The following is a 20,790-nucleotide window of genomic DNA, read 5'->3' as shown; positions in this document are numbered from 1 at the left end:
CGCCGATCCGGACCCGGTCCGCAGCCAATGGAAAGGCCCCCGATCACGGCGCCGCCGACGCTCGGCTGATCGGGGGCTGAACCGGCTTCCGGCCGGGGTCAGTTGGCGAAGGCGTCCAGGACCTGTTCGTACTCCTGGCACCACCACGCCAACTGGCCCGCCGAGGCGGGGTAGAGCGGGTCGGCGCGGTGGTCGCCCCGCTGGTAGCGCCACTGCAGCATCCAGAAGTCGTTCAGCCGCTCCCACCAGACCCGGTGGGCGGCGGCGGCCAGGTGTTCGGGGGTGGCGGCGCCGGTGGCCCGGTAGGCCTGCGAGTAGTGCCGGACCCGGACGAGGTCGAGCGTGCCCGTCGTCCGGTCGTTGAAGAGCAGCGTGGCGGCGCGGACGGCCTCCTCGGCGCGCGGCTGCGGGCCGAGCTTGTCCCAGTCCAGGACGGCCACGACGCCGTCCGCCCCGGGCGCGCCGGGGGCGTCGGGCGCCTGCGGGTGGAGCAGGTTCAGGCCGTGGAAGTCGCCGTGGGTCCAGCCGGTGGGCGGGGCGGCCTGCGGGGCGGGGCGGCGGTGGGCGTGGTCGGCGAGCAGTTCCAGCCGTTCGGCGAGCCGCCGTTCGACCAGGGCGTCGAGGTCGTCGTGGGGACGGTGAGCGCGGGCGTGTCCGAGCAGGTCGCGGGCGAGGTCGGCGCTGTCGAGCGGGTCGGCGCTGCGGTAGCCGTCGGGCTGGTCGAGCGGGGCGCAGACGTCGTCGAGCGCGCCGTGCAGGTGGCCGAGCAGCGCGCCGAGCGCGTCGCACTGCGGCAGGGGGAGCTCCGTACCGTGTCGGTGTCGGCCATCGACCCACGGGAACACGGCGAACAGCCGGCCGCCGGAGGAGGCCACCGTCCCGGCGCCGTCCGTGCGGGTCAGCGGGGGTGCGACGGGCAGGCCGAGGGCGTGCAGCGCGGCCATGGCGCGGTGGTGGGCGACGATCTTCGGACGGTTGGCGGTGGCGGCGTCGACGTAGCACTTCAAGAAATGGGGACCGGCCTCGGTCACGACCCGGTAGCCGCGGTTGAGCAGCCCCTCGGCGACCGGTTCGGCGGTCAGTATCCGCCCGATCGGGTAGCGGCACAGGACCTCGGCCAGAGCGGCGCGCGGGACGGGCGGGCTGAGGGTCCCTATCGGCGGGGCGGCGAGGTCGGGGCGGGCCGGGGCGCAGGCAAGGGTCTGGCTGAAAGTCACAGCCAGAGGGTATGGCCCCCTTGCGGGGGCCCTTGACAAGTCGTCAGAACTGTGATTGAGCTCGGGCTCAGTGCTGGTGGTCGGCCTGGTGCCGAGCCACGAAGGCCGCCGCCTGGGTGCGCCGCTCCATGCCCATCTTGGCGAGCAGACTGGAGACGTAGTTCTTCACCGTCTTCTCGGCCAGGTGCAACTCATTGCCGATCTGGCGATTCGTCATCCCCTCGCCGATCAGATCGAGGATCCGGCGCTCCTGCTTGGTGAGCTGGGCGAGCCGTTCGTCCTCCTTCTCGCCGCCGTCGCGCAGCCGGGCGAGCACCCGGCTGGTGGCGACCGGGTCGAGCAGCGACTTGCCGGCCGCGACGTCCCGCACCGCGGTGATCAGGTCGGTGCCGCGGATGGCCTTCAGGACGTAGCCGGAGGCCCCGGCCATGATCGAGTCGAACAGCGCCTCGTCGTCCGAGAAGGAGGTCAGCATCAGGCACTTCAGCTCGGGCAGCCGCGAACGGACCTCCCGGCATACCTCGACCCCGTTGCCGTCCGGCAGCCGCACGTCGAGCACGGCCACGTCCGGGTGGACGGCGGGGATCCGGGTGATCGCCTCGGCGGCGGTGCCCGCCTCCCCGACCACCTCGATGTCGTCCTCGACCGAGAGCAGGTCGTGCACGCCCCGCCGGACCACCTCGTGGTCGTCGAGCAGGAAAACTCTGATTTGTCCGTTATCACTCACACCCAAAACCTCCCATATCACCCTACAAGCGGCCTCTCGCACGTACTGCCCCAGGGGCGTGTTCCGGCCAGACCGGTCCGAAACCGATACCGAGAACCCCCTTACGTACGGGCCGTCGCCCGGATAACGTGCGCTGGTGTCCTGAAGGCGCCCGAATTGAGAGCTGCGTCACGCGGTCCGTCATCCCACCCAATCGACGGCGAGCCGAGCGCGGCACCCTCTGGGTTGTAGGCCCTGAACAAGTAGGACGTCCTAGCGCAGGCGCGCCAAGGGCGGACGCTGGGTAACGTTCTCGTGAGGGACGCCGTCGGAACAGGATCACCACCTGCCCCGCAACAGGTGCGCATACCCACGCGCCCCGCGAGGCGGTGACCGGACCGGTCACCGGCGACCCCGGGCGGCCGGACAGACCGAGGAGTGAACGTGACCGTCAAAAGCACGGCGAGGGCCCGCAAGAAGGCGGCCCCCTCCGTCCCTGACACCCTGCGCGCCACGGGTACGGACGCCCAGCCGGAGCTCATCCAACTGCTCACGCCGGAAGGCGAGCGGGTCGAGCACCCGGACTACCCGCTCACCACCACTCCGGAGGAGCTGCGCGCCCTCTACCGCGACCTGGTGCTGGTGCGCCGGTTCGACGGCGAGGCCACCGCGCTCCAGCGCCAGGGCGAGCTGGGCCTGTGGGCCTCGCTGCTCGGCCAGGAGGCCGCCCAGGTCGGCTCCGGTCGCGCCATGCGCACCGGCGACTACGCCTTCCCCACCTACCGCGAGCACGGCGTGGCCTGGTGCCGCGACGTCGACCCGCTGAACCTGCTCGGCATGTTCCGCGGCGTGAACCACGGCGGCTGGGACCCGAACGAGAAGAACTTCCACCTGTACACCATCGTGATCGGCGCGCAGACCCTGCACGCGACCGGCTACGCGATGGGCATCACCAAGGACGGCGCGGACGACGCGGTCATCGCGTACTTCGGCGACGGCGCCTCCAGCCAGGGCGACGTCAACGAGGCCTTCACCTTCGCCTCGGTCTACAACGCCCCCGTGGTGTTCTTCTGCCAGAACAACCAGTGGGCGATCTCCGAGCCCACCACCACCCAGACCAAGATCCCGCTGTACCGCCGCGCCTCCGGCTTCGGCTTCCCGGGCGTCCGGGTCGACGGCAACGACGTGCTGGCCTGCCTGGCCGTGACCCGCTGGGCGCTCGACCACGCCCGCAGCGGCAACGGCCCGGTGCTGATCGAGGCGTTCACCTACCGGATGGGCGCCCACACCACCTCCGACGACCCCACCCGCTACCGGCTCGCCGAGGAGACCGAGGCCTGGAAGGCCAAGGACCCGATCCTGCGGCTGCGGACCCTCCTGGAGAAGGAGGGCCTCGCGGACGAGGAGTTCTTCGCCGCGATCGACGCCGAGAGCGAGCAGCTGGGGCTTCGGGTGCGCGAGGGCGTGCGCAGCATGCCGGACCCGGACCCGACGCTGATCTTCGACCACGTGTACAGCGAGCCGCACGGGCTGGTCGATGAGGAACGGGCCGAGTACGTCCAGTACGCGGCCTCCTTCGAGGCGGGGGAGAACCTCTGATGGCCGGTCAGCTCAGCATCGCCAAGGCGCTCAACAGCGCCCTGCGCAAGTCGCTGGAGGACGACCCGAAGACCCTCCTGATGGGCGAGGACATCGGCAAGCTCGGCGGCGTCTTCCGGATCACCGACGGTCTGCAGAAGGACTTCGGCGAGGGCCGGGTCATCGACAGCCCGCTCGCCGAGTCGGGCATCGTCGGCACCGCGATCGGCCTCGCGCTGCGCGGCTACCGCCCGGTCGTGGAGATCCAGTTCGACGGCTTCGTCTACCCGGCCTTCGACCAGATCGTCTCCCAGCTGGCCAAGATGCACGCCCGCGCGCTCGGGCACGTCAAGATGCCGGTCACCATCCGGATCCCCTACGCGGGTGGCATCGGCGCGGTCGAGCACCACAGCGAGTCGCACGAGGCGTACTTCGCGCACACCGCCGGCCTGCGCGTGGTCACCCCGTCCAGCGCGCACGACGCGCACTGGATGCTGCGGCAGGCCATCGCCTCCGACGACCCGGTGATCTTCCTGGAGCCCAAGCGCCGCTACTGGGACAAGGGCGAGGTCGGCGACGCCGCCGACCTGGGCCTGTACGACGCCCGGATCGTCCGGTCCGGCACCGACGCGACGCTGATCGCGTACGGCCCGATGGTCAAGGTCTGCCTGGAGGCCGCCGCGGCCGCCGAGGAGGACGGCCGCCGCCTGGAGGTCGTCGACGTGCGCTCGCTCTCCCCGGTGGACTTCGCCACCCTGGAGGAGTCGGTCAAGCGCACCGGCCGGGCCGTCGTGGTGCACGAGGCGCCGGTGTTCATGGGCATGGGCGCCGAGCTGGCCGCCCGCCTCACCGAGCGGTGCTTCTACCACCTGGAGGCGCCGGTCCTGCGGGTCGGCGGCTACTACGCGCCGTACCCGCCGTCCCGGGTCGAGGAGGCATTCCTGCCCGACCTGGACCGCGTGCTCGACGCCGTCGACCGCGCGCTCGCGTTCTGATACCGGGGAGCGAAGATGACCACCGAAGTTCGCTCGCTCCGCGAGTTCAAGATGCCCGATGTGGGCGAGGGCCTCACCGAGGCCGAGATCCTCAGCTGGTACGTCAAGCCGGGTGACACGGTGACGGACGGCCAGGTCGTGTGCGAGGTGGAGACCGCCAAGGCCGCGGTGGAGCTGCCGATCCCGTTCAACGGGGTCGTCGAGCAGCTCTTCTTCCCCGAGGGCGCGACGGTCGACGTCGGCACCGTGATCATCTCGGTCGCGGTCGCCGGGGAGGGCGGGGCCCCGGCTCCGGCCGCCCCCGCCGCGCAGGCCGCTCCCGCCGCTCCGGCGGCCGAGGTGCCCGCCGCGCCGGCCGAGCCCGAGCGGCGCGAGGTGCTGGTCGGCTACGGTCCGCGGACCGGTACCGCCCAGCGCCGGGCCCGTCGGACCACCACGACCACGGTCGTGGCCGCACCGGCCGCCCCCGCGGCGCCGGTCGCCCCGGCTCCGGCCGTGGCCCCGGCCGTGGCTCCCGTCGTGGCCGAACAGCCCGCCGGCGACCGGCCGTTGGCCAAGCCGCCGGTGCGCAAGCTGGCCAAGGACCTCGGCATCGACCTGCGCGCGGTCACCCCGACCGGCCGGGACGGCGTCGTCACCCGCGAGGACGTGCACGCGCACGCGTCGGCGCTGGCCGCCGCGGCCTCGGCTCCGGCCGCGGTCGCCGTCGCCGAGCCCGTCGCGGCCGAGCCGGTCGAGGCTCCGGCCGTCGTTTCCCGGTCCGCCGCGGGCGACGTCCGGGTGCCGATCAAGGGCGTCCGCAAGGCCACCGCGCAGGCCATGGTGGCCTCGGCGTTCACCGCGCCGCACGTCACCGAGTTCGTCCAGGTCGACGTGACCCGCACGATGAAGTTCGTCCGTCGCCTCAAGGAGAGCGGCGAGCTGGGCCGGGACGTCCGGGTCAGCCCCCTGCTGATCGTCGCCAAGGCGCTGCTCACCGCGATCAAGCGGCACCCCGAGATCAACGCGCAGTGGGACGAGGCGGCGCAGGAGATCGTCATCAAGGGCCAGGTGAACCTCGGCATCGCCGCGGCCACCCCGCGCGGACTGATCGTGCCCAACATCAAGGACGCCGGCGCCAAGACCCTGTCCGGGCTGGCCACTTCGCTCGGCGAGCTGGTCGATACCGCCCGCCAGGGCAAGACCTCGCCGGCCGACATGCAGGGCGGCACGGTCACCATCACCAACGTCGGCGTCTTCGGCGTCGACACCGGCACCCCGATCCTCAACCGGGGTGAGGCCGCGATCCTCGCCTTCGGCGCGGTCCGGGAGCTGCCGTGGGTGCACAAGGGCAAGGTGGTCCCGCGCCAGGTGACCACGCTGGCCCTCTCCTTCGACCACCGCCTGGTGGACGGGGAACTGGGTTCCAGGGTGCTGGCCGACGTGGCCGCCCTCCTGGAGCAGCCGAAGCGCCTGATCACCTGGGGCTGACCGGCCGGTAGGACCACAGAAGGGGCCTTCCTCCACACCGCCGTGTGGGGGAAGGCCCCTTCGTCGTGTCGGTCCGTCGGTCACCGCTGGGTGCGGAGGCGGCGGACGGCGATCAGGACGCCGGCGCCGAGTGCGAGGAGGGCGGCGGCGGAGCCGGCGAGGAAGCCGTTGGCGGAGGAGGAGCCGGTGTGCGCGAGCTCGGTGGCGCCGTCCGGGGCGGTGGTGGCCGGGGCGGTGGTCGGCGCCGCGACGGGGGACTTGGGCGCCTCGGCGGCGGGCGCGGCCGGAGCGGCCGGGGCGGCGGCCTTGGTCTCGTCGGCGGCGGGCTTGGCCGGCTTGGCCGGCTTGGCGGTCTTGGCGGGCGCGGGCTTGGCGCTCTGGGTCGGCTTCGCGGCTGCGGGGCCGCTGTCCTGGGCGTGGGCCAGCTTGACGGGCTTGAGGTCCGTCCCGCCCGCGAGCTTGTTGCCGGCACGGTTCGCCGAGGTCAGCAGGTCGATCTCGGCCACGTTCCCGGAAACGCTCGGCGACAGCGAGAACCGGAACTTGAACGTCGCCGACTGGCCGTTGTCGAGCCGTGCGCGCTGGGTCTCGGCGGCCTCGACCTCGCGGTAGCAGTTCGGGATCAGCCGGAGGTCCTTCCAGGTGCCGGTGTAGTCCAGGAACTGCATCCGGACGTCCCTGACGGCGACCTCGTCGCCCGACCCAGGGGTGTAGACGGTGAGGAAGGGCTCCATGCCGTGGGCGTCCACGCCCGTCCGGTTGGTGACCTTGAGAGTGACCTCGTTCCAGCTGCCGTCCGCGACCGCCGAGGACGGGGTCGCGACGAAGGCGGCGTCCGGGCTGGCGTCGGCCGTGCCGGGAGCGACCTGGTGGGGACCGGTGATGCGGTCGTCGCCGCAGGCCCAGGCGGTGTCGGTGGCGAGTGCCTGGATGCCGCCGGCGAGGACGACGGTGGTGGCCAGGGCGGCGATGCGGCGGCGGGTGGAGAGCGAGCGGGTGTTCTTCGCAAAACGGGTGATAACGGACGTGCGCATGACGTGACTCCCCAGGGTCATGGGTCTGACGGTGTGGTGGGTGAAGACGACCGGCTCCGCTCCTCCTGAGCGGAAGCGCCCCCCGGCTCTGCCGGTCTCGCTCTCCGTGCCTTCATCCGTATAGACGCGCATCCCCGCCGGTGGTTGCAGGTGAGTTCAGAAGTTTTTTTTCGGAGGCCTTCCGGAGCCGTGTTTCGGGATACTGCCGGAATGACGGATGAGCTGACAGTCCGTCCGGGGACGGTGCCGGGCGCGGACGGGGAACGGCGGTCGCTGCGGCGGGACGCGTCGGGGACGGCGTTGCTGGCGGGGCTGGTGTGCATCGCGGTGTCGTTCTCGGGGCCGCTGGTGGTGGTCCTCGCGGCGGCCTCGGCGGGGCGGCTGGACGCGGCGCACACGGCGTCCTGGATCTGGGCGGTGGGCGTCGGCAGCGGGGTGAGCGGGTTCCTGCTGAGCTGGTGGACCCGGACGCCGGTGATCACGGCCTGGTCGACGCCGGGGGCGGCGCTGCTGGTGACGAGCCTCGGGGCGTACCCGTACCGGGAGGCGGTCGGGGCGTACGTCGTGTGTGCGGTCGTGGTGACGCTCTTCGGGGTGTCGGGCTGGTTCGGGCGGCTGATCGCGGCGGTGCCGGTGGGGATCGTCAACGCGATGCTCGCGGGCATCCTGTTCTCGTTCGGCGCCGGGATCTTCGGGGCGGTGCACGGCGCACCCGTGCTGGTGGTGGGGAGCTTCGCGGCGTTCCTGCTGGCCAAGCGGTTCGCGCCGCGCTACGCCGTGCCGGTGGCGCTGCTGGTGGGCGGGGTGCTGGGGGCGGTCACGGTCGGCCTGCCGCTGCGGGTGGGGTCGGGCGGGCCGACCGTGCCGGTGCTGACGGTGCCGGCGTTCTCCTGGTCGGCCGTGGTGGGGCTGGCGCTGCCGCTCACGATCGTCGTCCTGGCCTCGCAGAACGCGCCGGGCCTCGGGGTGATGCGGGCCTTCGGGTACCGGGCGGACGACCGGCTGCTGATCGGGTCGACCGGCGCGATGTCGCTGCTGATGGCACCGTTCGGCTCGCCCGGGGTCAACCTCGCGGCGATCACGGCGGCGATCTGCTCGGGTCCGGAGGCCCACCCGGACCCGCGGCGGCGCTACGTCGCGGGGATGTCCTCGGGAGCGCTGTACGTGGTGGTGGGGAGCTTCGGCGGGGTGCTGGTGAGCCTGTTCACCGGGCTGCCGAAGGAGTTGATAGCGGTGGTCGCCGGGGTCGCGCTGCTGGCGTCGCTGCAGGGCAGCCTGGCGGCGGCGGTCGCGGAGGAGCGGGGGCGGGACGCGGCGGTGGTGACGTTCCTGGCGAGCGCGTCGGGGATGAGCCTGTTCGGGATCGGCTCGGCGTTCTGGGGGCTGCTGTTCGGGCTGGGGACGCACCTGGTGCTCGGCCTGGCGCGGAAGCCTTGACGAGATTCATTGGTATGACTGGTCCGATGTGGATCGTTCGGCCAGGTCGGTGACATTTTCGTCCGCCGGTGGGGGCGACACGCCGGGTCGGGTACGTCTCCGCTCCACCACCCGGGCGACACCGGGTGACCGGAGCCCGAGGACGCACCCGTATGCCGCCTGGCAACCCTGGCCGTCTCGTTCGGAGTCTGGCCGCGCTCGTGTTGGTGTCCACCGCCGTACTCCCGGCCGCCCTGGAACTGGTCGGCCCCTCGCCGTTCGGCGTGATCGGGGCGGGCGCGCCCGTCGACCGGGCGGTGCCGCCGCACACGGCGCAGCGCGCCGACCTGCGCGGCGCCGCGCCCGCCCCGACCGTCGACATACGCCGCACCGGTGACCCGGCCAACCGGATCACCCTGGTGCTGCTCGGCGACGGCTACACGGCGGCCGAGCAGGACCTCTTCCAGCAGCAGGCGGACCGGGCCTGGCACTCGCTGATGGACATCGAGCCGTTCCGCAGCTACCAGGCGTTCTTCAACATACGGCGGGTCGAGGTGGTCTCGCCGGTCTCCGGGATAGCGGAGACGGAGAGCCGCGGCCGCAACCCCTCGACCCCGCTCGGCATGCACTTCTGGTGCGAGGGCACCGCCCGGCTGCTCTGCGCGGACGAGGTGGCCACCGCCCGGCTGGCGGGGGACAGTGCCGGGCCGCAGTACCTGATAGCGCTGGCCAACTCGACCGAGTACGGCGGCGCCGGGGGCACCGGGGTGACCACCCTGGCGGGCGGCAGCCCGGACGCGGGGCGGATCATCCAGCACGAGATCGGCCACACCGTGGGGGACCTCGGGGACGAGTACGACTCCGCTCCGGACGACGCCGACTACCCGAACCTCTCCACCCTCAACGCCGACGACATGCGCAAGAAGCAGACCAAGTGGTGGCGCTGGCTGGGCGCCGAGTCCCCGGACGGCGCCGGGACGGTGGGGGCGTACCGCGGCGCCAACGGCCTCTACCGGCCGACGCAGGACTCGGTGATGCGCACCCTGGGGAACGCCTACAACCTGCCGTCGCGCGAGGCGATCATCGAGGAGCTGTACCGCCGGGTCCGCCCGACCGACCCCCCGGTGCCGCCGCCCGGCGAGGTCGCCGGCCGTCCGCAGCTGGACGCCCGGCCGCTGCCGCTGTCCGGGCCGCGCCAGCTGCGGGTGGACTGGACGGTGGACGGCGTCCCGGCGGATCCGCAGACGGTGAACGGCGGGCGGCTGGACACGGCGCAGCTGAACATCCCGGCCGGCCGCGCCGCCACCGTGACGGCGACCGTCCGGGACACCACGGACTGGGTGCGGGACGAGGGCTTCCGGGACAAGTACATGACCCGCTCGGTGTCCTGGACGGTCACCGGCTGAGCGCAGGTCCCGGGGAGATCGGCCGTACCCCACTCTGGGCGTCCAATCATGGGATGACTACCCTGGACGCACTATGACCGTGGAGCCAGACCGTTCAGTCCGTCCCCTGTCCGCCCCCGCTCCCCGTTCCTCCGTCGAGTCCCCGGCCTCCGCCGAGTCCCCGGCCTCCGTCGCGTCCCCGCCCGGCGGGCGCGCCGCGTGGCTGGCGTGGTCCGTCGGCGTCAGCGTCTACGTCCTCGCGGTGATCCACCGCACCAGCCTCGGCGTGGCCGGGCTGGACGCCGCCGAGCGCTTCGGGATCGGCGCCTCGGCGCTCTCCACCTTCTCGATCCTCCAGGTGCTGGTCTACGCGGCCATGCAGGTACCCGTCGGGCTGCTGGTGGACCGGTTCGGGCCGCGGCGGGTGCTGCTGCTCGGCGTCCTGCTGCTGAGCACCGGGCAGCTGGCCTTCGCGTTCAGCTCCTCGTTCGCCCCCGCGCTGGCCTCCCGCGCGGTGCTGGGCTGCGGGGACGCGATGACCTTCATCAGCGTGCTGCGGATCGCCGCGCGCTGGTTCCCGGCGGCGAAGAACCCGTTCGTCGCGCAGCTGACCGGCCTCGTCGGAATGGGCGGCAACCTGGTCACGACGGTGGTGCTCGCGCAGGTGCTGCACAGCGAGGGCTGGACGCCGACCTTCGCGGCGATCGCACTGCTGGGCGTGGCGGTGTTCTCGCTGGTCGCGCTCTTCCTGAAGGACGCGCCCGCCATGGTCGAGCCGGTGGAGCAGCACCGGCCGCGGACCGACATCAGGCAGCAGGTCCGGGCCTGCTGGCGGGAGCCGGGCACCCGGCTCGGGCTCTGGGTGCACTTCACGACGCAGTTCCCGGGCAATGCCTTCGGCCTGCTGTGGGGCCTGCCCTACCTGGTCGAGGCACAGGGCATGACCCGCGCCGAGGCCGGCGGGCTGCTGACCCTGCTGGTGCTCTCCAACATGACCTGCGGCTTCGTGTTCGGCCGGGTGCTGTCCTTCTCGCCGCGCGCCCGGATGCCGATCGTGTTCTCGGTGATCGGTGCCACCGCGCTGGGCTGGGCGCTGGTGCTGGCCTGGCCCGGCGGGCACCCGCCGGTGTGGCTGCTCGTCGGGATCATCCTGGTGATGGGCAGCAACGGCCCGGCCTCGCTGGTCGGCCTCGACTACGCCCGCGCCCGCAACCCGGTGGAGCGGCTCGGGACGGCCTCCGGCATCGTCAACATGGGCGGCTTCATCGGCACGATGATCACCCTGTTCGGCATCGGCGTCCTGCTCGACGCCCTGGCCCCGGCCGGCGCGGAGACGTACTCGGCGGACGCCTTCCGGTGGGCGTTCTGCTGGCAGTACGTGCCGCTGGCGGTGGGGACCCTGATGATCGTGCGGCTGCGGCGGAAGGTCATCGCGTAGGGTTTCCGACCTGCGGATACGAGGGAGACCCCTGGTCGGAACAAGGGTCTCCCGCTGTCACAGCCCGAGTCCCCGCAGGACCTGGACGACCTCCGGCGGACGCCCGACGAGTTGGACCTGGTCGATCACGCAGAGCAGGGCGCCGGCTGGTGGCATGACGGGCGCTTGAGGTGAAGGCGCCGTCGGTTCCGGCGGGCGTTCGGTTGTTCCACGCCGCAGGCGGACCAGGTCCACGAGCTTCAGCTTCGGGCAGCCCGGGAGCACCCGGCTGCCCCGGATCCCGACCCGCTCCACGGACGGGCAGGCGTAGTACGCGCCGAAGGGCGGCCCGCTGTCCTCCTCCCGCGTCGGCACGTGGAAGACCATCTCCCCGTGCCGGCAGTGCACCGTCCCGTCCGAGTGGACGGTCACCCCCGGCCAGTCCTCATGGCCGAGCTCGGCGACGATCTGCACCTGCTGGCCGATCGCCTCGGTGAGGGTCTGCGCCATCCGCCGCTGCTGGGTGGGGATGTCGGTGTCCCCGCGGCGGATGGAGGGGAGGAGGTCGCCGGTGACCCAATCCCTGAATGGCTTGGACGACTTCTTGTTGGACCTCATCAGCAGGGAGTAGAGGCCCGCCTCGCTCACCACGCGCAGGAAAGGATTCGCGTGGCTATACAGTTTCTGACCTGCGGAAACGTCGTAACTGTAAGTTTTAGTGATAGTTACCGCTCGCATGTCGACGGTGCGGTGCTGGTGGGAATCCAGCGCCCTGACGGCCTGGGCCGGATTGCGTCGGTCCAGGACCCGGCACACGTCTGTCGCGACGAACCACGGCTCACCGTCGATCATCACCACCCTGATCGGCTGGCCCGTGACCGGGAAGCTCGACCGGACCAGCACCATCTCCGTCTGTTCGTCGTCCATCGGGACGCCCTCCTTCTTCCGAGTGATGGCAGAGCTGCTCGGAACAACGAGGTCGAACGAGTGGGGTGCTGGCCCCGGATTGACGCACGGATGCACGAGGCGTACCGCCCCGGCGCACGGTTGTGCGTGTACGCCGGGTGGTGCGCCTGGTCTTTCAGATGGTGACCGAGAACGTGGCCAGCACCCGCTCGGCCAGCTCCTTGTCACCCTCGACGCCCACCGGGCCGGGGCGGCCGCGGCCGCAGGCGAGGCGGACGTAGGTCTCCCAGTCCATGGTCAGCTGGACGTCGGGGGCCAGGCTGACCGACTCGTCCACGGTGCCGCGGCCGGCCGCGTCGACCCGCACGGTGCGCAGGAACTCGACCGGGCCGGTGACGTCCAGCACGAGGGTCGTCCCGGCCGGGGCGCCCGCGTTGTGGGCGACGGCCTTGGGCAGCTTCTCCAGCAGGACGTCCCGGGCGACCAGGGCGGCCGGGGAGGCCAGGTTGCCGGGCGCGGCCAGGGCTCGCCGCAGGTCCTGCTCGTGCACCCAGACGTCGAAGGCCCGCAGGCGCAGCAGCTCGTGGTACGGCACGTCCTGGGCGAACGGGCCGGCCGGCCAGCGCACCGGCTCCTCGGGCGTCTGCCGGGCGTTGCGCAGGGCACGCGAGCGGCGGATGATCGTGTACTCCAGCTCGCTGGTCATCTCCAGCGCGGTGTGGCAGCGGCGCTTGTCCACCGGCAGCTCGACGTAGCGGGCGAACTCGCTGGTGACGTGGCGCAGGTCGCGCGGCAGCGCGTGGATCGGGCGGGGGTCGCCGAGCAGTTCGGACTCGACGGCGATGATGTGCGAGACGACGTCCCGCACGGACCAGCCGGGGCACTCGGTGGCGCGGTTCCAGGCACCCTCCGGCAGGGGGGTCACCAGTTCGGATATGGACTCGATGCTCTGCGTCCACGCCTCGGTGTACGCCTGCACGGTCTGGTTGTCCGTCACGGGAATCTCCGGCCCTCCGTCAGCTGCCTTGCCGCGCGCACCCTGCCCGGCCGGCCGGCCGGGTTGGTCCGGCCTCCGGGCGCACACGCTAACCGCACGTTACGCTGCCGGGTGACAGCCGGGCAGCGCTTTCGGGTGACGATCGTAGGACTCTTGCCGTGGACGGTGGTACTGTGCGCGCTTCATTGATCCAACTCGCGGTCTCCGACGCCGAGCCGCCGGCCGAGCGACGGGCCAGGGCGGCCTCCCTGGTACGGGCCCAGCACGGCTGTGACCTGGTGGTCCTGCCCGAACTGTGGCCGCTCGGGGGCTTCGCCTACGACCTCTGGTCGGAGGGCGCGGAGACGCTCGACGGGCCCACCTCGGACGCCATGGCGGCGGCCGCCCGGGCCGCCGGGGTCTGGCTGCACGCCGGTTCGATCGTCGAACGCGACCCGGACGGGCCGATCTACAACACCTCGCTGCTGTTCGCCCCCGACGGCGAGCTCGTGCACACCTACCGCAAGATCCACCGCTTCGGCTTCGACAGCGGCGAGGCGGTGGTGATGGGCGCCGGGCAGGAGATCGTCACGGCCGCGACCGACTTCGGCACGCTCGGCCTGGCCACCTGCTACGACCTGCGCTTCCCCGAGCTGTTCCGGGCCCTGCTCGACGCGGGCGCGCAGCTGCTGGTCGTCCCGGCGGCGTGGCCGGAGCGCCGGCGCGAGCACTGGACGCTGCTGGCCCGGGCGCGCGCGGTGGAGGAGCAGGCGTACGTCCTCGCCTGCAACACCGCCGGGACGCACGGCGGGGTCGAGCAGGCCGGGCACAGCATCGTGGTGGACCCGTGGGGCCGGGTGCTGGCCGAGGCCGGGGCGGGGGAGCAGGTACTGACCGTCGAGTTCGACCCGGCCGAGGTGGCCAAGGCACGGGCGGAGTTCCCGGTGCTGCGCGACCGCCTGCTGGGGATCCCGGCGCCGGTCCAGCGCTGACGCCGGAAGGGACGGAACGGGCGGGATCCGGCCGTTCCCGGGGTTGGTTTGTACCTGCTCCGGACGGGTTTGAGAAGATGAGCACTCGTCGTGTTCCCAGCCGTTCTTCGGCCGGTCCGCCGAGGGGCGGCCGGTCGGCCCGCCCGAGGAGGTCGCGCGCATGGCCGGCAACGGCGCAGGCGACACCCGTCCCGTCATCCGTCGCAACAGCCTCCGCGAGCAGATCGCGGGCGCGCTGCGCGAGGAGATGATGGCCGGCCGCCTCGAGGCGGGCCGCAACTTCACCGTCAAGGAGATCGCCGAGCTGTACGGCGTCTCCGCGACCCCGGCCCGCGAGGCGCTGGTCGACCTCGGCGCCCAGGGCCTGCTGCGGGCCGAGCACCACCGCGGGTTCACCGTGCCCGAGCTGGGCTGGGACGACTTCGTGGAGATCTTCGAGTCCCGGGTGCTGCTCGCCGACAGCTACTACCGCCAGTACCGCTCCCGCCGCGCCCTGCCCGACCTCACCCGGCTGCCCTCGCTGCGCCGCCGGGCCGACGCGGCCGTGCGGGCGGCCAGGGCCGGGAACCTGGACGTCATGGTGGGCTGCGACCGCCGGTTCTGGCAGGAGGTCGCAGGGCTGCTCGGCAACCGCCGGATCGGCGCCTACCTGGACTGGCTGCGCGTGCAGTCCTGGATGTTCGCGGCGTCCTACCTGCGGGAGCTGTCCGCGCTGGGCGGGGTGTGCTGGGACCGCCACGTCGACCTGGTGAACGCGATCGAGGCCCAGGACCTCGCCGGGGCGCACCGGATCATCTGCGAGTACAACCTGTTCACCGTCCGGCTGCTGGCCGAGCTGGCCGGACAGCCGCTGGAGTCGGTGGCCGTGCTGGGTCTGCTCACCGAGTCCGTGGACGAGGAGCCCGCCCCGGCCCCCGGGCCCGCTGGGCCGCCGCCCGAGGAGCCGGGCCCCGCGGTGCCGGGGCCGGGACGCCCGCGGCGCGGCGAGGACATCGGCCGCGAGCTGGGCCGGGAGCTCGGCCTGGGGCTCGGCCTGGTCCCGCAGCCGCGCTCGATCCCGCACGGCCGGTTCGGCCGGCGGCTGCCCGAGCCCCCCGAGCACCCGCAGGGACGGCCCGATCCGCATCGCGCGCCGGGCCGGTAGGGTGGGCGGTCGTCGTACCGGACGCCCCCGTCAGGATCCGTTCCGGTGCGGACACCGCCGCCCGCAGTCGTCCCCGTCCGCGCGGACGACTCCCCGCCCGGAGAGGAAGAGCCGGCCATGGCCTGCGACCTCTGGCTCGTCCCGCTCGTGGACGTGCTGAGCCACAGCCCCGACAACCCCTTCCGGGACGACCTCGCGCTGTACAACGCCGTGCTGACCTCGCGAGGGCTGCCCGAGGTGCCGGTCTACCAGTACGTCCCGGGGATCAGCGGGGCGGTCGAGCCGATAGCCGCCTTCGACTACGACTCCCTGCACTTCCTGCGCCGCGCCTACCTGTTGGGCCTCACCGGCCTCGACATCACGCCGGTCGACTCGCTCGGGGGCGACTACGAGCAGCTCCTGGAGATGTTCGAGAACAGCGCCGAACAGTCCCACCTGGTCTGGCACTTCGACCACGCGGGCGCGTACGTGCCGATCGAGTTCGCGGTGCCGCTGGTGGACGACGCGCTGCTCGCGGTCGGTGGCCCGCTCGGCTCCAGCCACGGGCTGCTGCGCGAACTCCAGGCCGTGGCGCCGGCCCTGGGCCTCGACCCGTACAACCCGCCGGCCCCGACCAAGCCGCTCGGGCCGACCGGCCTGGAGCAGCCGTTCGGGCCGCCGCTGGACGACCTGCACCCCTTCGCCCGCGAGCGGCACGCGTGGGCGGGCCTGTACGCGGCGGCGACCCGGAGCGTCTCCCAGGGCTCGATGATCGTCTTCGCCTGAGCCGGGCGGCCGCCGTCGGTCCTCCGCCCCCGCGCGGCCCGCCCGGGGCCGCCCCCGCACACCACCCCGCCTACCGCAGCGGGCCCTCCGGCGGCCGCTGGCGCGGCATGGTGGGCCGGGTGCCCGGCGGGGGCAGCACCCGCACCTGGGCGCCCACGCCGGTCTCGGTGCGCCCGCCCCACGTCCCGGGGGCCTGGGTGGGCAGCTGCGTCATCGACGCGCGGAACTCCAGCATCCACTCCGAGGTCTCGGTGCGGACCATGTCCGACACGTCCTCGCAGAACCGGCGCAGCACGCCCAGGCAGCGCTCGGCGGCCTCGCCCGCGGTGCCCTCGGTCGGGCCGAGCACCTCCCGCACGCACTCCGACGCCCAGTCGAACTGGAAGGCCTCCAAGCGGCGTTGCAGCGCCTGCGCGGTGCTCACGTCCCGCATCCAGCCGGAGGTGAGGCCGAACGCCCGGTCGGTGCCGTGGCAGGCCGCCGCGAGGGCCAGGCCGACGTAGCCCCAGCTGGTGCCGTGCGCGACGGTGCCGGTCAGGTCCACCAGCGGGGCGGACACCCCGCCGATCGCGAAGCCGACCGTGCCGAACCGCAGCAGGCGGGCCAAGCGGCGCTTCCAGACCCGGTCCCTGCGGTACCACTCGATCGCCTCGACCGCCCGTTCCTCGGACCAGCGGTAGAGCTCCTCCAGCCGCTCGGCCGGCTCACCCCAGTCCCCGAGCGGGAACTGGCGGGCACTCAGATCGGTCCGGCGGCGGGTGGACGCCCGGCGGGCGACCGCCGCGACGGGCTGGTCCTCCTCGCCGATCTCCTTGCCCCAGGCACTCTCCTCGGGCTGCATATCCGGCTGGCTCACCTGTGGGGCTCCCTGTGGCGGGGCGGGCGGCTTGGTCTGGCGACGCGTCCGGCTGACGGATCGTCTGCCAGAGGTTGTCCAACAGCACTTCTTACCGCCAAATGGCTGACCGCGGGGCGCTTCCCCCTTGATCGTTATCGGATTCGGCCACCGGAACACGAGGTCGGAGGGATGCGGGGGTCGGCGAGATTTCACCCGTCCGAGCGAGGCCCCGGTGACCCGCCGTCCTGACCCGGCCACCCGTCGACGACCGACGGGGCCACGACTTGGAGGATCCTCCGACATCGGAAGCGTACGGAGCTCTCCGCTTGGAGGTTCCGACGGGACCGGAGAGCGGCCGGAACAGGCCACCGACTACCCTTGCCAACCGTGAAGGTCCTCGTCATCGGCGGCGGCGCCCGCGAACACGCCCTGTGCCGCTCTCTGTCCCAAGATCCCGCCGTCACCGAGCTGCACTGCGCCCCGGGTAACGCCGGCATCGCGCAGGTGGCGACGGTCCACCCGGTCGACCAGCTGGACGGCGCCCAGGTCGCCGACCTGGCCGGGCGGCTCGGTGCCGACCTCGTCGTCGTCGGCCCGGAGGCCCCGCTGGTCGCGGGCGTCGCCGACGCCGTGCGCGCGGCCGGGATCCCCGTCTTCGGCCCGTCCGGCGCGGCCGCCCAGCTGGAGGGCTCGAAGGCCTTCGCCAAGGACGTGATGGCCGGCGCCGGCGTCCCGACCGCCCGCTCCTACGTGTGCACCACCGCCGAGGAGGCCGCCGAGGCCCTCGACGCGTTCGGCGCGCCGTACGTCGTCAAGGACGACGGCCTGGCGGCGGGCAAGGGCGTCGTCGTCACCTCGGACCGCGCGGCCGCGCTGGCCCACGCCGCCGCCTGCGAGCGCGTGGTCATCGAGGAGTACCTGGACGGCCCCGAGGTCTCGCTGTTCGCGATCACCGACGGCACCACCGTCCTCCCGTTGCAGCCCGCCCAGGACTTCAAGCGCGCGCTGGACGGCGACGAGGGCCCCAACACCGGCGGCATGGGCGCCTACTCGCCGCTGCCGTGGGCGCCCGACGGGCTGGTCCAGGAGGTCCTGGACACCGTCCTGCAGCCGACCGTGGACGAGCTGCGCCGCCGCGGCACCGAGTTCTCCGGCCTGCTCTACGCCGGCCTCGCGCTCACCTCGCGCGGCACCCGGGTGATCGAGTTCAACGCCCGCTTCGGCGACCCGGAGACCCAGGTCGTGCTGGCCCGGCTGCGCACCCCGCTGGCCGGCGTCCTGCTGGCCTCCGCCACCGGCACGCTCGACCAGCTGGAGCCGCTGCGCTGGAGCGAGGACGCGGCCGTGACCGTCGTCGTCGCCTCCGAGGGCTACCCGGCCGCGCCGCGCACCGGCGACCCGATCGAGGGCCTCGCCGAGGCCGAGGCGGACGGCACCGCGTTCGTCCTGCACGCCGGCACCGTGGCGGACGGGGAGGGCCGGGTGCTGAGCGCCGGCGGCCGGGTCCTGTCCGTCACCGCGACCGGCGCCGACCTCGCCGAGGCGCGCGGCCGGGCGTACGCCGCCGTCGACCGCATCTCGCTCAAGGGCGGCCAGCACCGCACCGACATCGCGCTCAAGGCGGCCACCGCCTAGCCGTCCGGGCCGTCCGCACCCCGCAGGGCGCCGCGTCGTGGGAAACACCCCCATGGACGCAGCGCCCTGCGGCGTTCCCGGGCGGGGGCGGCCGTGGTGGCGGCGCACCGTTCGGCGGCCGGATTCCAGCCCATCGAGTGACAGCACCCGCATCCGGCTGACGTAACCGGCCGCCCGGCCTTATGGTGCGCTGGATCGCACCGCGCCGTGGCCGCGCGCTGGGGTCGCCGCCGGGTAGCGGCGGTCCCGCGGGGGGATGCTGGACGGCGTCCGGCCGGGCGGTCGCCCGGGTGCTTCGCACCGGACCGGTCGCGGGGCGTCCGGTACGCCGTCCGGATATTCGGACGGCGTCACCGGGACGAGTGGAAACCGGGGCGTTCCGGAACACCCACGCGGACCGGGGCGTCGAACATGGCAGAAGCGCCACACAGCATGCACTACCGGGATCGGACACCACCGCTTCCCGGTCGGAACTGATCGTTTCGAGTCGGCTCAGGGGCCCGTCAGCGGGCGCCCGAGGGCTCCGAAGGGGGTGCCGCACCGTATGGCCGCTGCCGACACCGCGCGCGCACACGCCCAGGCGGTCCTGCGGATCCGCGGGCTCGCCCTGGCCACCGCCGCCGTGCCCGCCGCCGTCGCGGTGGTCCTGCTGGCCGGCCGGTTCACCGGCCGCATCGGGGCGCCCGGCGCCTCCGACGCGGCCGGCTGGGACGCCGCCCGCTGGGCGGTCGGCGCGGTCGCCGTGCTCGCCCTCCTGGTGGCCGGCCTGGCGGCCCGCGCCTACCGCCGGGCCGTTCCGCCGCGCACCCCGGCCGTGCCGCTGGAGCGCGCGCAGGCGCCCGAGCTGTACCGGCTGATCGCCGAACTCGCCGACCGGCTGGACGTCCCCGCGCCCTCCGCCATCGCGCTCACCCCGGACTGCGACAGCTGGCTGGAGGACGTCCCGCCCGCGCGCCCGCACCGCCCCCGGTCCGAGCCGCCCGCGCCCGTCCTGGTGATCGGCTCGCCGTTCCTGTGGTGGATGCGGGCCGACGAACTGCGCGCCCTGCTCGCGCCCGTGGTGGCCGGCACCGCCGCCTCCGCGGACCCGGACATCGCCGCCGCCCGCCGCTTCCTGCGCAGCCTCGACGCCAGCCTGGACACCGGCCCGTCCCCGGCCGGGCTCGGCGGCGCCGTGCTGGCCGGCCCGCCCCGGGCGCCGCGCCGCGGCCCGGCCCTGCTGACCGACCGGATCACCCGCCGCCTCCTCGGCGCCTGCCGCGGCCACGCGGCCGAGCTGGAGCGGTCCGTCGCGAGCTGGGCCTCCGAGCAGGCCAGGACGGTCGACTACGGCCTGCGGATCGCCGCCCAGGAGCAGGTCGGCCTCGCCTACGCCGGCTGGGACCGCCTGCTCACCCGGGTCGCGCTGCCCGCCTGGCGGCTCGGCCGCCACCCGGCCCACCTCAACGCCGGCGTGGTCGCCGCCCTCACCGAGCTGTCCCGGCGCGACCGGCTGGCCGACGGCTACGGCACCCGGCTCGGCGACCGCCCCGCCTGCGACCTGCTGGAGGAGCCCGGCACGGTCGACCGGGCGGTCTCCCGGCTCGCCGCCGAGCTGTTCTTCGGCCACCCGGCCGCCGGCGCCTGGCACGAGCTGGAGTGGGCCGGCTACCCGGCCGACGTCGTCGACGCCGGCTGGCGGGCCCGCGCCGCCGCCCTGCAGAGCGCCCTGGACCGCCTCGCGCCCCAGGCCCGCCCCGGCGCCCCGACGCTCACCCGGCTGCTGGTCCGCCTCGCCGAGGGCGACGGCGAACAGCTGGCCGCCGCCCTCGCCGCCGAGCTGGCCCGCACCACCTCACCGGCCCCGCTGCTCGAACCCGTCCGCAGCGGCCGCGACCTGCTGGTCGACCACGTCACCGCGATGGTCTGCTGCGCCGCCGTCGACACCGCGGGCGCCACCCCCGGCCTGGACTGGCTGGACGGCCCCGTCCTGCTGATCCGCGGCGTCCGCCGCACCGACCTCGCCGCCCCCGTCGCCCAGGCCGTCGAACAGGGCCAGGACGGCCCCCTGCGCGCCTGGCTCGACGCCGCCGACGTCCGCCTGGAGAAGCCCGTCCGCCTCTGATCGACAACGGCGCTCGACCGCCGCCCACGCGCCCCCGGCGGGGTCCGCGGGCGGCCGTCCGCGCAGGCCGGAGGGCTCGCCGCGGACGGGCCCGAGATTGCCGCCACCAATTGCGACCGCGGGGTGACGCTGCGCCAGCACTGTGTGGTGTATTAGACCGCACGCACATCCGGGGGGCACGTGCCAGCCGGAGGGGAGTGCACCTGGGAGGG

At 73.6% G+C, this 20,790-nt stretch carries 16 protein-coding genes and 1 pseudogene; 11 read left to right on the top strand and 6 right to left on the bottom strand.

Annotated elements, in window-relative coordinates; genetic code table 11:
• Nucleotides 1-98: 98 nt before the first annotated feature.
• Both AB0C76_RS27000 and AB0C76_RS26995 read right to left on the bottom strand, forming a co-directional pair.
• A complete protein-coding gene (locus tag AB0C76_RS27000; protein ID WP_359970517.1) occupies nucleotides 99-1,217 on the bottom strand; it encodes a phosphotransferase in 1,119 nt (372 codons plus the stop codon).
• 67 nt (nucleotides 1,218-1,284) lie between these two features.
• Nucleotides 1,285-1,944, bottom strand: coding sequence for a response regulator transcription factor (locus tag AB0C76_RS26995; RefSeq protein ID WP_359970515.1), 660 nt, complete (start codon nucleotides 1,942-1,944; stop codon nucleotides 1,285-1,287).
• Between the two features lie 483 nt (nucleotides 1,945-2,427).
• Here AB0C76_RS26995 and pdhA point away from each other — a divergent pair, with 483 nt between their 5' ends.
• Genes pdhA through AB0C76_RS26980 form a run of 3 tightly spaced genes read left to right on the top strand, consistent with a single transcriptional unit; the run spans nucleotide 2,428 to nucleotide 5,966 of the window.
• Nucleotides 2,428-3,522 (top strand): pyruvate dehydrogenase (acetyl-transferring) E1 component subunit alpha, encoded by a 1,095-nt coding sequence (gene pdhA, locus AB0C76_RS26990; protein WP_359970535.1) that lies wholly within the window; start codon nucleotides 2,428-2,430, stop codon nucleotides 3,520-3,522.
• Nucleotides 3,519-4,496, top strand: coding sequence for an alpha-ketoacid dehydrogenase subunit beta (locus AB0C76_RS26985; RefSeq protein ID WP_359970533.1), 978 nt, complete (start codon nucleotides 3,519-3,521; stop codon nucleotides 4,494-4,496). Before pdhA ends, AB0C76_RS26985 begins: the two co-directional genes overlap by 4 nt.
• A 15-nt stretch (nucleotides 4,497-4,511) precedes the next feature.
• On the top strand, nucleotides 4,512-5,966 hold the full coding sequence (locus AB0C76_RS26980) for a dihydrolipoamide acetyltransferase family protein (RefSeq protein ID WP_359970513.1): 1,455 nt from the start codon (nucleotides 4,512-4,514) through the stop codon (nucleotides 5,964-5,966).
• Nucleotides 5,967-6,046: 80 nt separating this feature from the next.
• Here AB0C76_RS26980 and AB0C76_RS26975 read toward each other — a convergent pair whose 3' ends face one another.
• On the bottom strand, nucleotides 6,047-7,000 hold the full coding sequence (locus tag AB0C76_RS26975; RefSeq protein ID WP_359970510.1) for an LAETG motif-containing sortase-dependent surface protein: 954 nt from the start codon (nucleotides 6,998-7,000) through the stop codon (nucleotides 6,047-6,049).
• A 210-nt stretch (nucleotides 7,001-7,210) separates the two neighbouring features.
• Here AB0C76_RS26975 and AB0C76_RS26970 point away from each other — a divergent pair, with 210 nt between their 5' ends.
• The 3 genes and pseudogenes from AB0C76_RS26970 to AB0C76_RS26960 all read left to right on the top strand — a co-directional run.
• Nucleotides 7,211-8,437, top strand: a complete 1,227-nt coding sequence (locus tag AB0C76_RS26970; RefSeq protein WP_359970507.1) for a benzoate/H(+) symporter BenE family transporter — start codon at nucleotides 7,211-7,213, stop codon at nucleotides 8,435-8,437.
• A 206-nt stretch (nucleotides 8,438-8,643) separates the two neighbouring features.
• Nucleotides 8,644-9,822, top strand: coding sequence for a M64 family metallopeptidase (locus AB0C76_RS26965; RefSeq protein WP_359970504.1), 1,179 nt, complete (start codon nucleotides 8,644-8,646; stop codon nucleotides 9,820-9,822).
• 73 nt (nucleotides 9,823-9,895) lie between these two features.
• Nucleotides 9,896-11,227, top strand: a pseudogene (locus AB0C76_RS26960) (MFS transporter); the annotation flags it as partial.
• A 69-nt stretch (nucleotides 11,228-11,296) separates the two neighbouring features.
• Here AB0C76_RS26960 and AB0C76_RS26955 read toward each other — a convergent pair.
• Nucleotides 11,297-12,145, bottom strand: coding sequence for a BRO family protein (locus AB0C76_RS26955; protein WP_359970501.1), 849 nt, complete (start codon nucleotides 12,143-12,145; stop codon nucleotides 11,297-11,299).
• A 154-nt stretch (nucleotides 12,146-12,299) separates the two neighbouring features.
• Nucleotides 12,300-13,121 (bottom strand): maleylpyruvate isomerase family mycothiol-dependent enzyme, encoded by an 822-nt coding sequence (locus AB0C76_RS26950; RefSeq protein ID WP_359970498.1) that lies wholly within the window; start codon nucleotides 13,119-13,121, stop codon nucleotides 12,300-12,302.
• 173 nt (nucleotides 13,122-13,294) lie between these two features.
• Here AB0C76_RS26950 and AB0C76_RS26945 point away from each other — a divergent pair, with 173 nt between their 5' ends.
• The 3 genes from AB0C76_RS26945 (at nucleotide 13,295) to AB0C76_RS26935 (ending at nucleotide 16,001) form a co-directional block, all read left to right on the top strand.
• Nucleotides 13,295-14,092 carry a carbon-nitrogen family hydrolase gene (locus tag AB0C76_RS26945; RefSeq protein WP_359970495.1) on the top strand — a complete coding sequence of 266 codons (798 nt, stop codon included), beginning with the start codon at nucleotides 13,295-13,297 and terminating at the stop codon, nucleotides 14,090-14,092.
• 160 nt (nucleotides 14,093-14,252) lie between these two features.
• Entirely contained in the window at nucleotides 14,253-15,236 is a 984-nt protein-coding gene (locus tag AB0C76_RS26940; protein WP_359970492.1) for a GntR family transcriptional regulator, read from the top strand.
• Between the two features lie 117 nt (nucleotides 15,237-15,353).
• Nucleotides 15,354-16,001: a hypothetical protein gene (locus tag AB0C76_RS26935; RefSeq protein ID WP_329931327.1), complete on the top strand. Its 648-nt coding sequence runs from the start codon at nucleotides 15,354-15,356 to the stop codon at nucleotides 15,999-16,001.
• A 70-nt stretch (nucleotides 16,002-16,071) separates the two neighbouring features.
• Here the strand turns inward: AB0C76_RS26935 and AB0C76_RS26930 are convergent, their stop codons facing one another.
• The gene (locus AB0C76_RS26930) at nucleotides 16,072-16,857 is read right to left on the bottom strand and encodes an SLATT domain-containing protein (protein WP_359970489.1); all 786 of its coding nucleotides are present in this window, start codon (nucleotides 16,855-16,857) and stop codon (nucleotides 16,072-16,074) included.
• Nucleotides 16,858-17,226: 369 nt separating this feature from the next.
• Between AB0C76_RS26930 and purD the strand changes: the two genes are divergently transcribed.
• Both purD and AB0C76_RS26920 read left to right on the top strand, forming a co-directional pair.
• Nucleotides 17,227-18,474: a phosphoribosylamine--glycine ligase gene (purD, locus tag AB0C76_RS26925; protein WP_359970486.1), complete on the top strand. Its 1,248-nt coding sequence runs from the start codon at nucleotides 17,227-17,229 to the stop codon at nucleotides 18,472-18,474.
• 544 nt (nucleotides 18,475-19,018) lie between these two features.
• On the top strand, nucleotides 19,019-20,578 hold the full coding sequence (locus tag AB0C76_RS26920) for a hypothetical protein (protein ID WP_359970483.1): 1,560 nt from the start codon (nucleotides 19,019-19,021) through the stop codon (nucleotides 20,576-20,578).
• Nucleotides 20,579-20,790: the final 212 nt, after the last annotated feature.

The sequence above is a fragment of the Kitasatospora sp. NPDC048722 genome, from assembly GCF_040650235.1.
Lineage (GTDB): Bacteria > Actinomycetota > Actinomycetes > Streptomycetales > Streptomycetaceae > Kitasatospora.
Note: the sequence above shows the minus strand (reverse complement) of the source record. Positions and strands in the feature narration are given on the sequence as shown.

Coding starts and splice junctions, on each gene's coding strand:
- AB0C76_RS26940 (WP_359970492.1), top strand. CDS start 14,253: ATGGCCGGCAACGGCGCAGGCGACACCCGTCCCGTCATCCGTCGCAAC.
- AB0C76_RS26955 (WP_359970501.1), bottom strand. CDS start 12,145: ATGGACGACGAACAGACGGAGATGGTGCTGGTCCGGTCGAGCTTCCCG.
- AB0C76_RS26935 (WP_329931327.1), top strand. CDS start 15,354: ATGGCCTGCGACCTCTGGCTCGTCCCGCTCGTGGACGTGCTGAGCCAC.
- AB0C76_RS26970 (WP_359970507.1), top strand. CDS start 7,211: ATGACGGATGAGCTGACAGTCCGTCCGGGGACGGTGCCGGGCGCGGAC.
- AB0C76_RS26975 (WP_359970510.1), bottom strand. CDS start 7,000: ATGCGCACGTCCGTTATCACCCGTTTTGCGAAGAACACCCGCTCGCTC.
- AB0C76_RS26920 (WP_359970483.1), top strand. CDS start 19,019: ATGGCCGCTGCCGACACCGCGCGCGCACACGCCCAGGCGGTCCTGCGG.
- AB0C76_RS26980 (WP_359970513.1), top strand. CDS start 4,512: ATGACCACCGAAGTTCGCTCGCTCCGCGAGTTCAAGATGCCCGATGTG.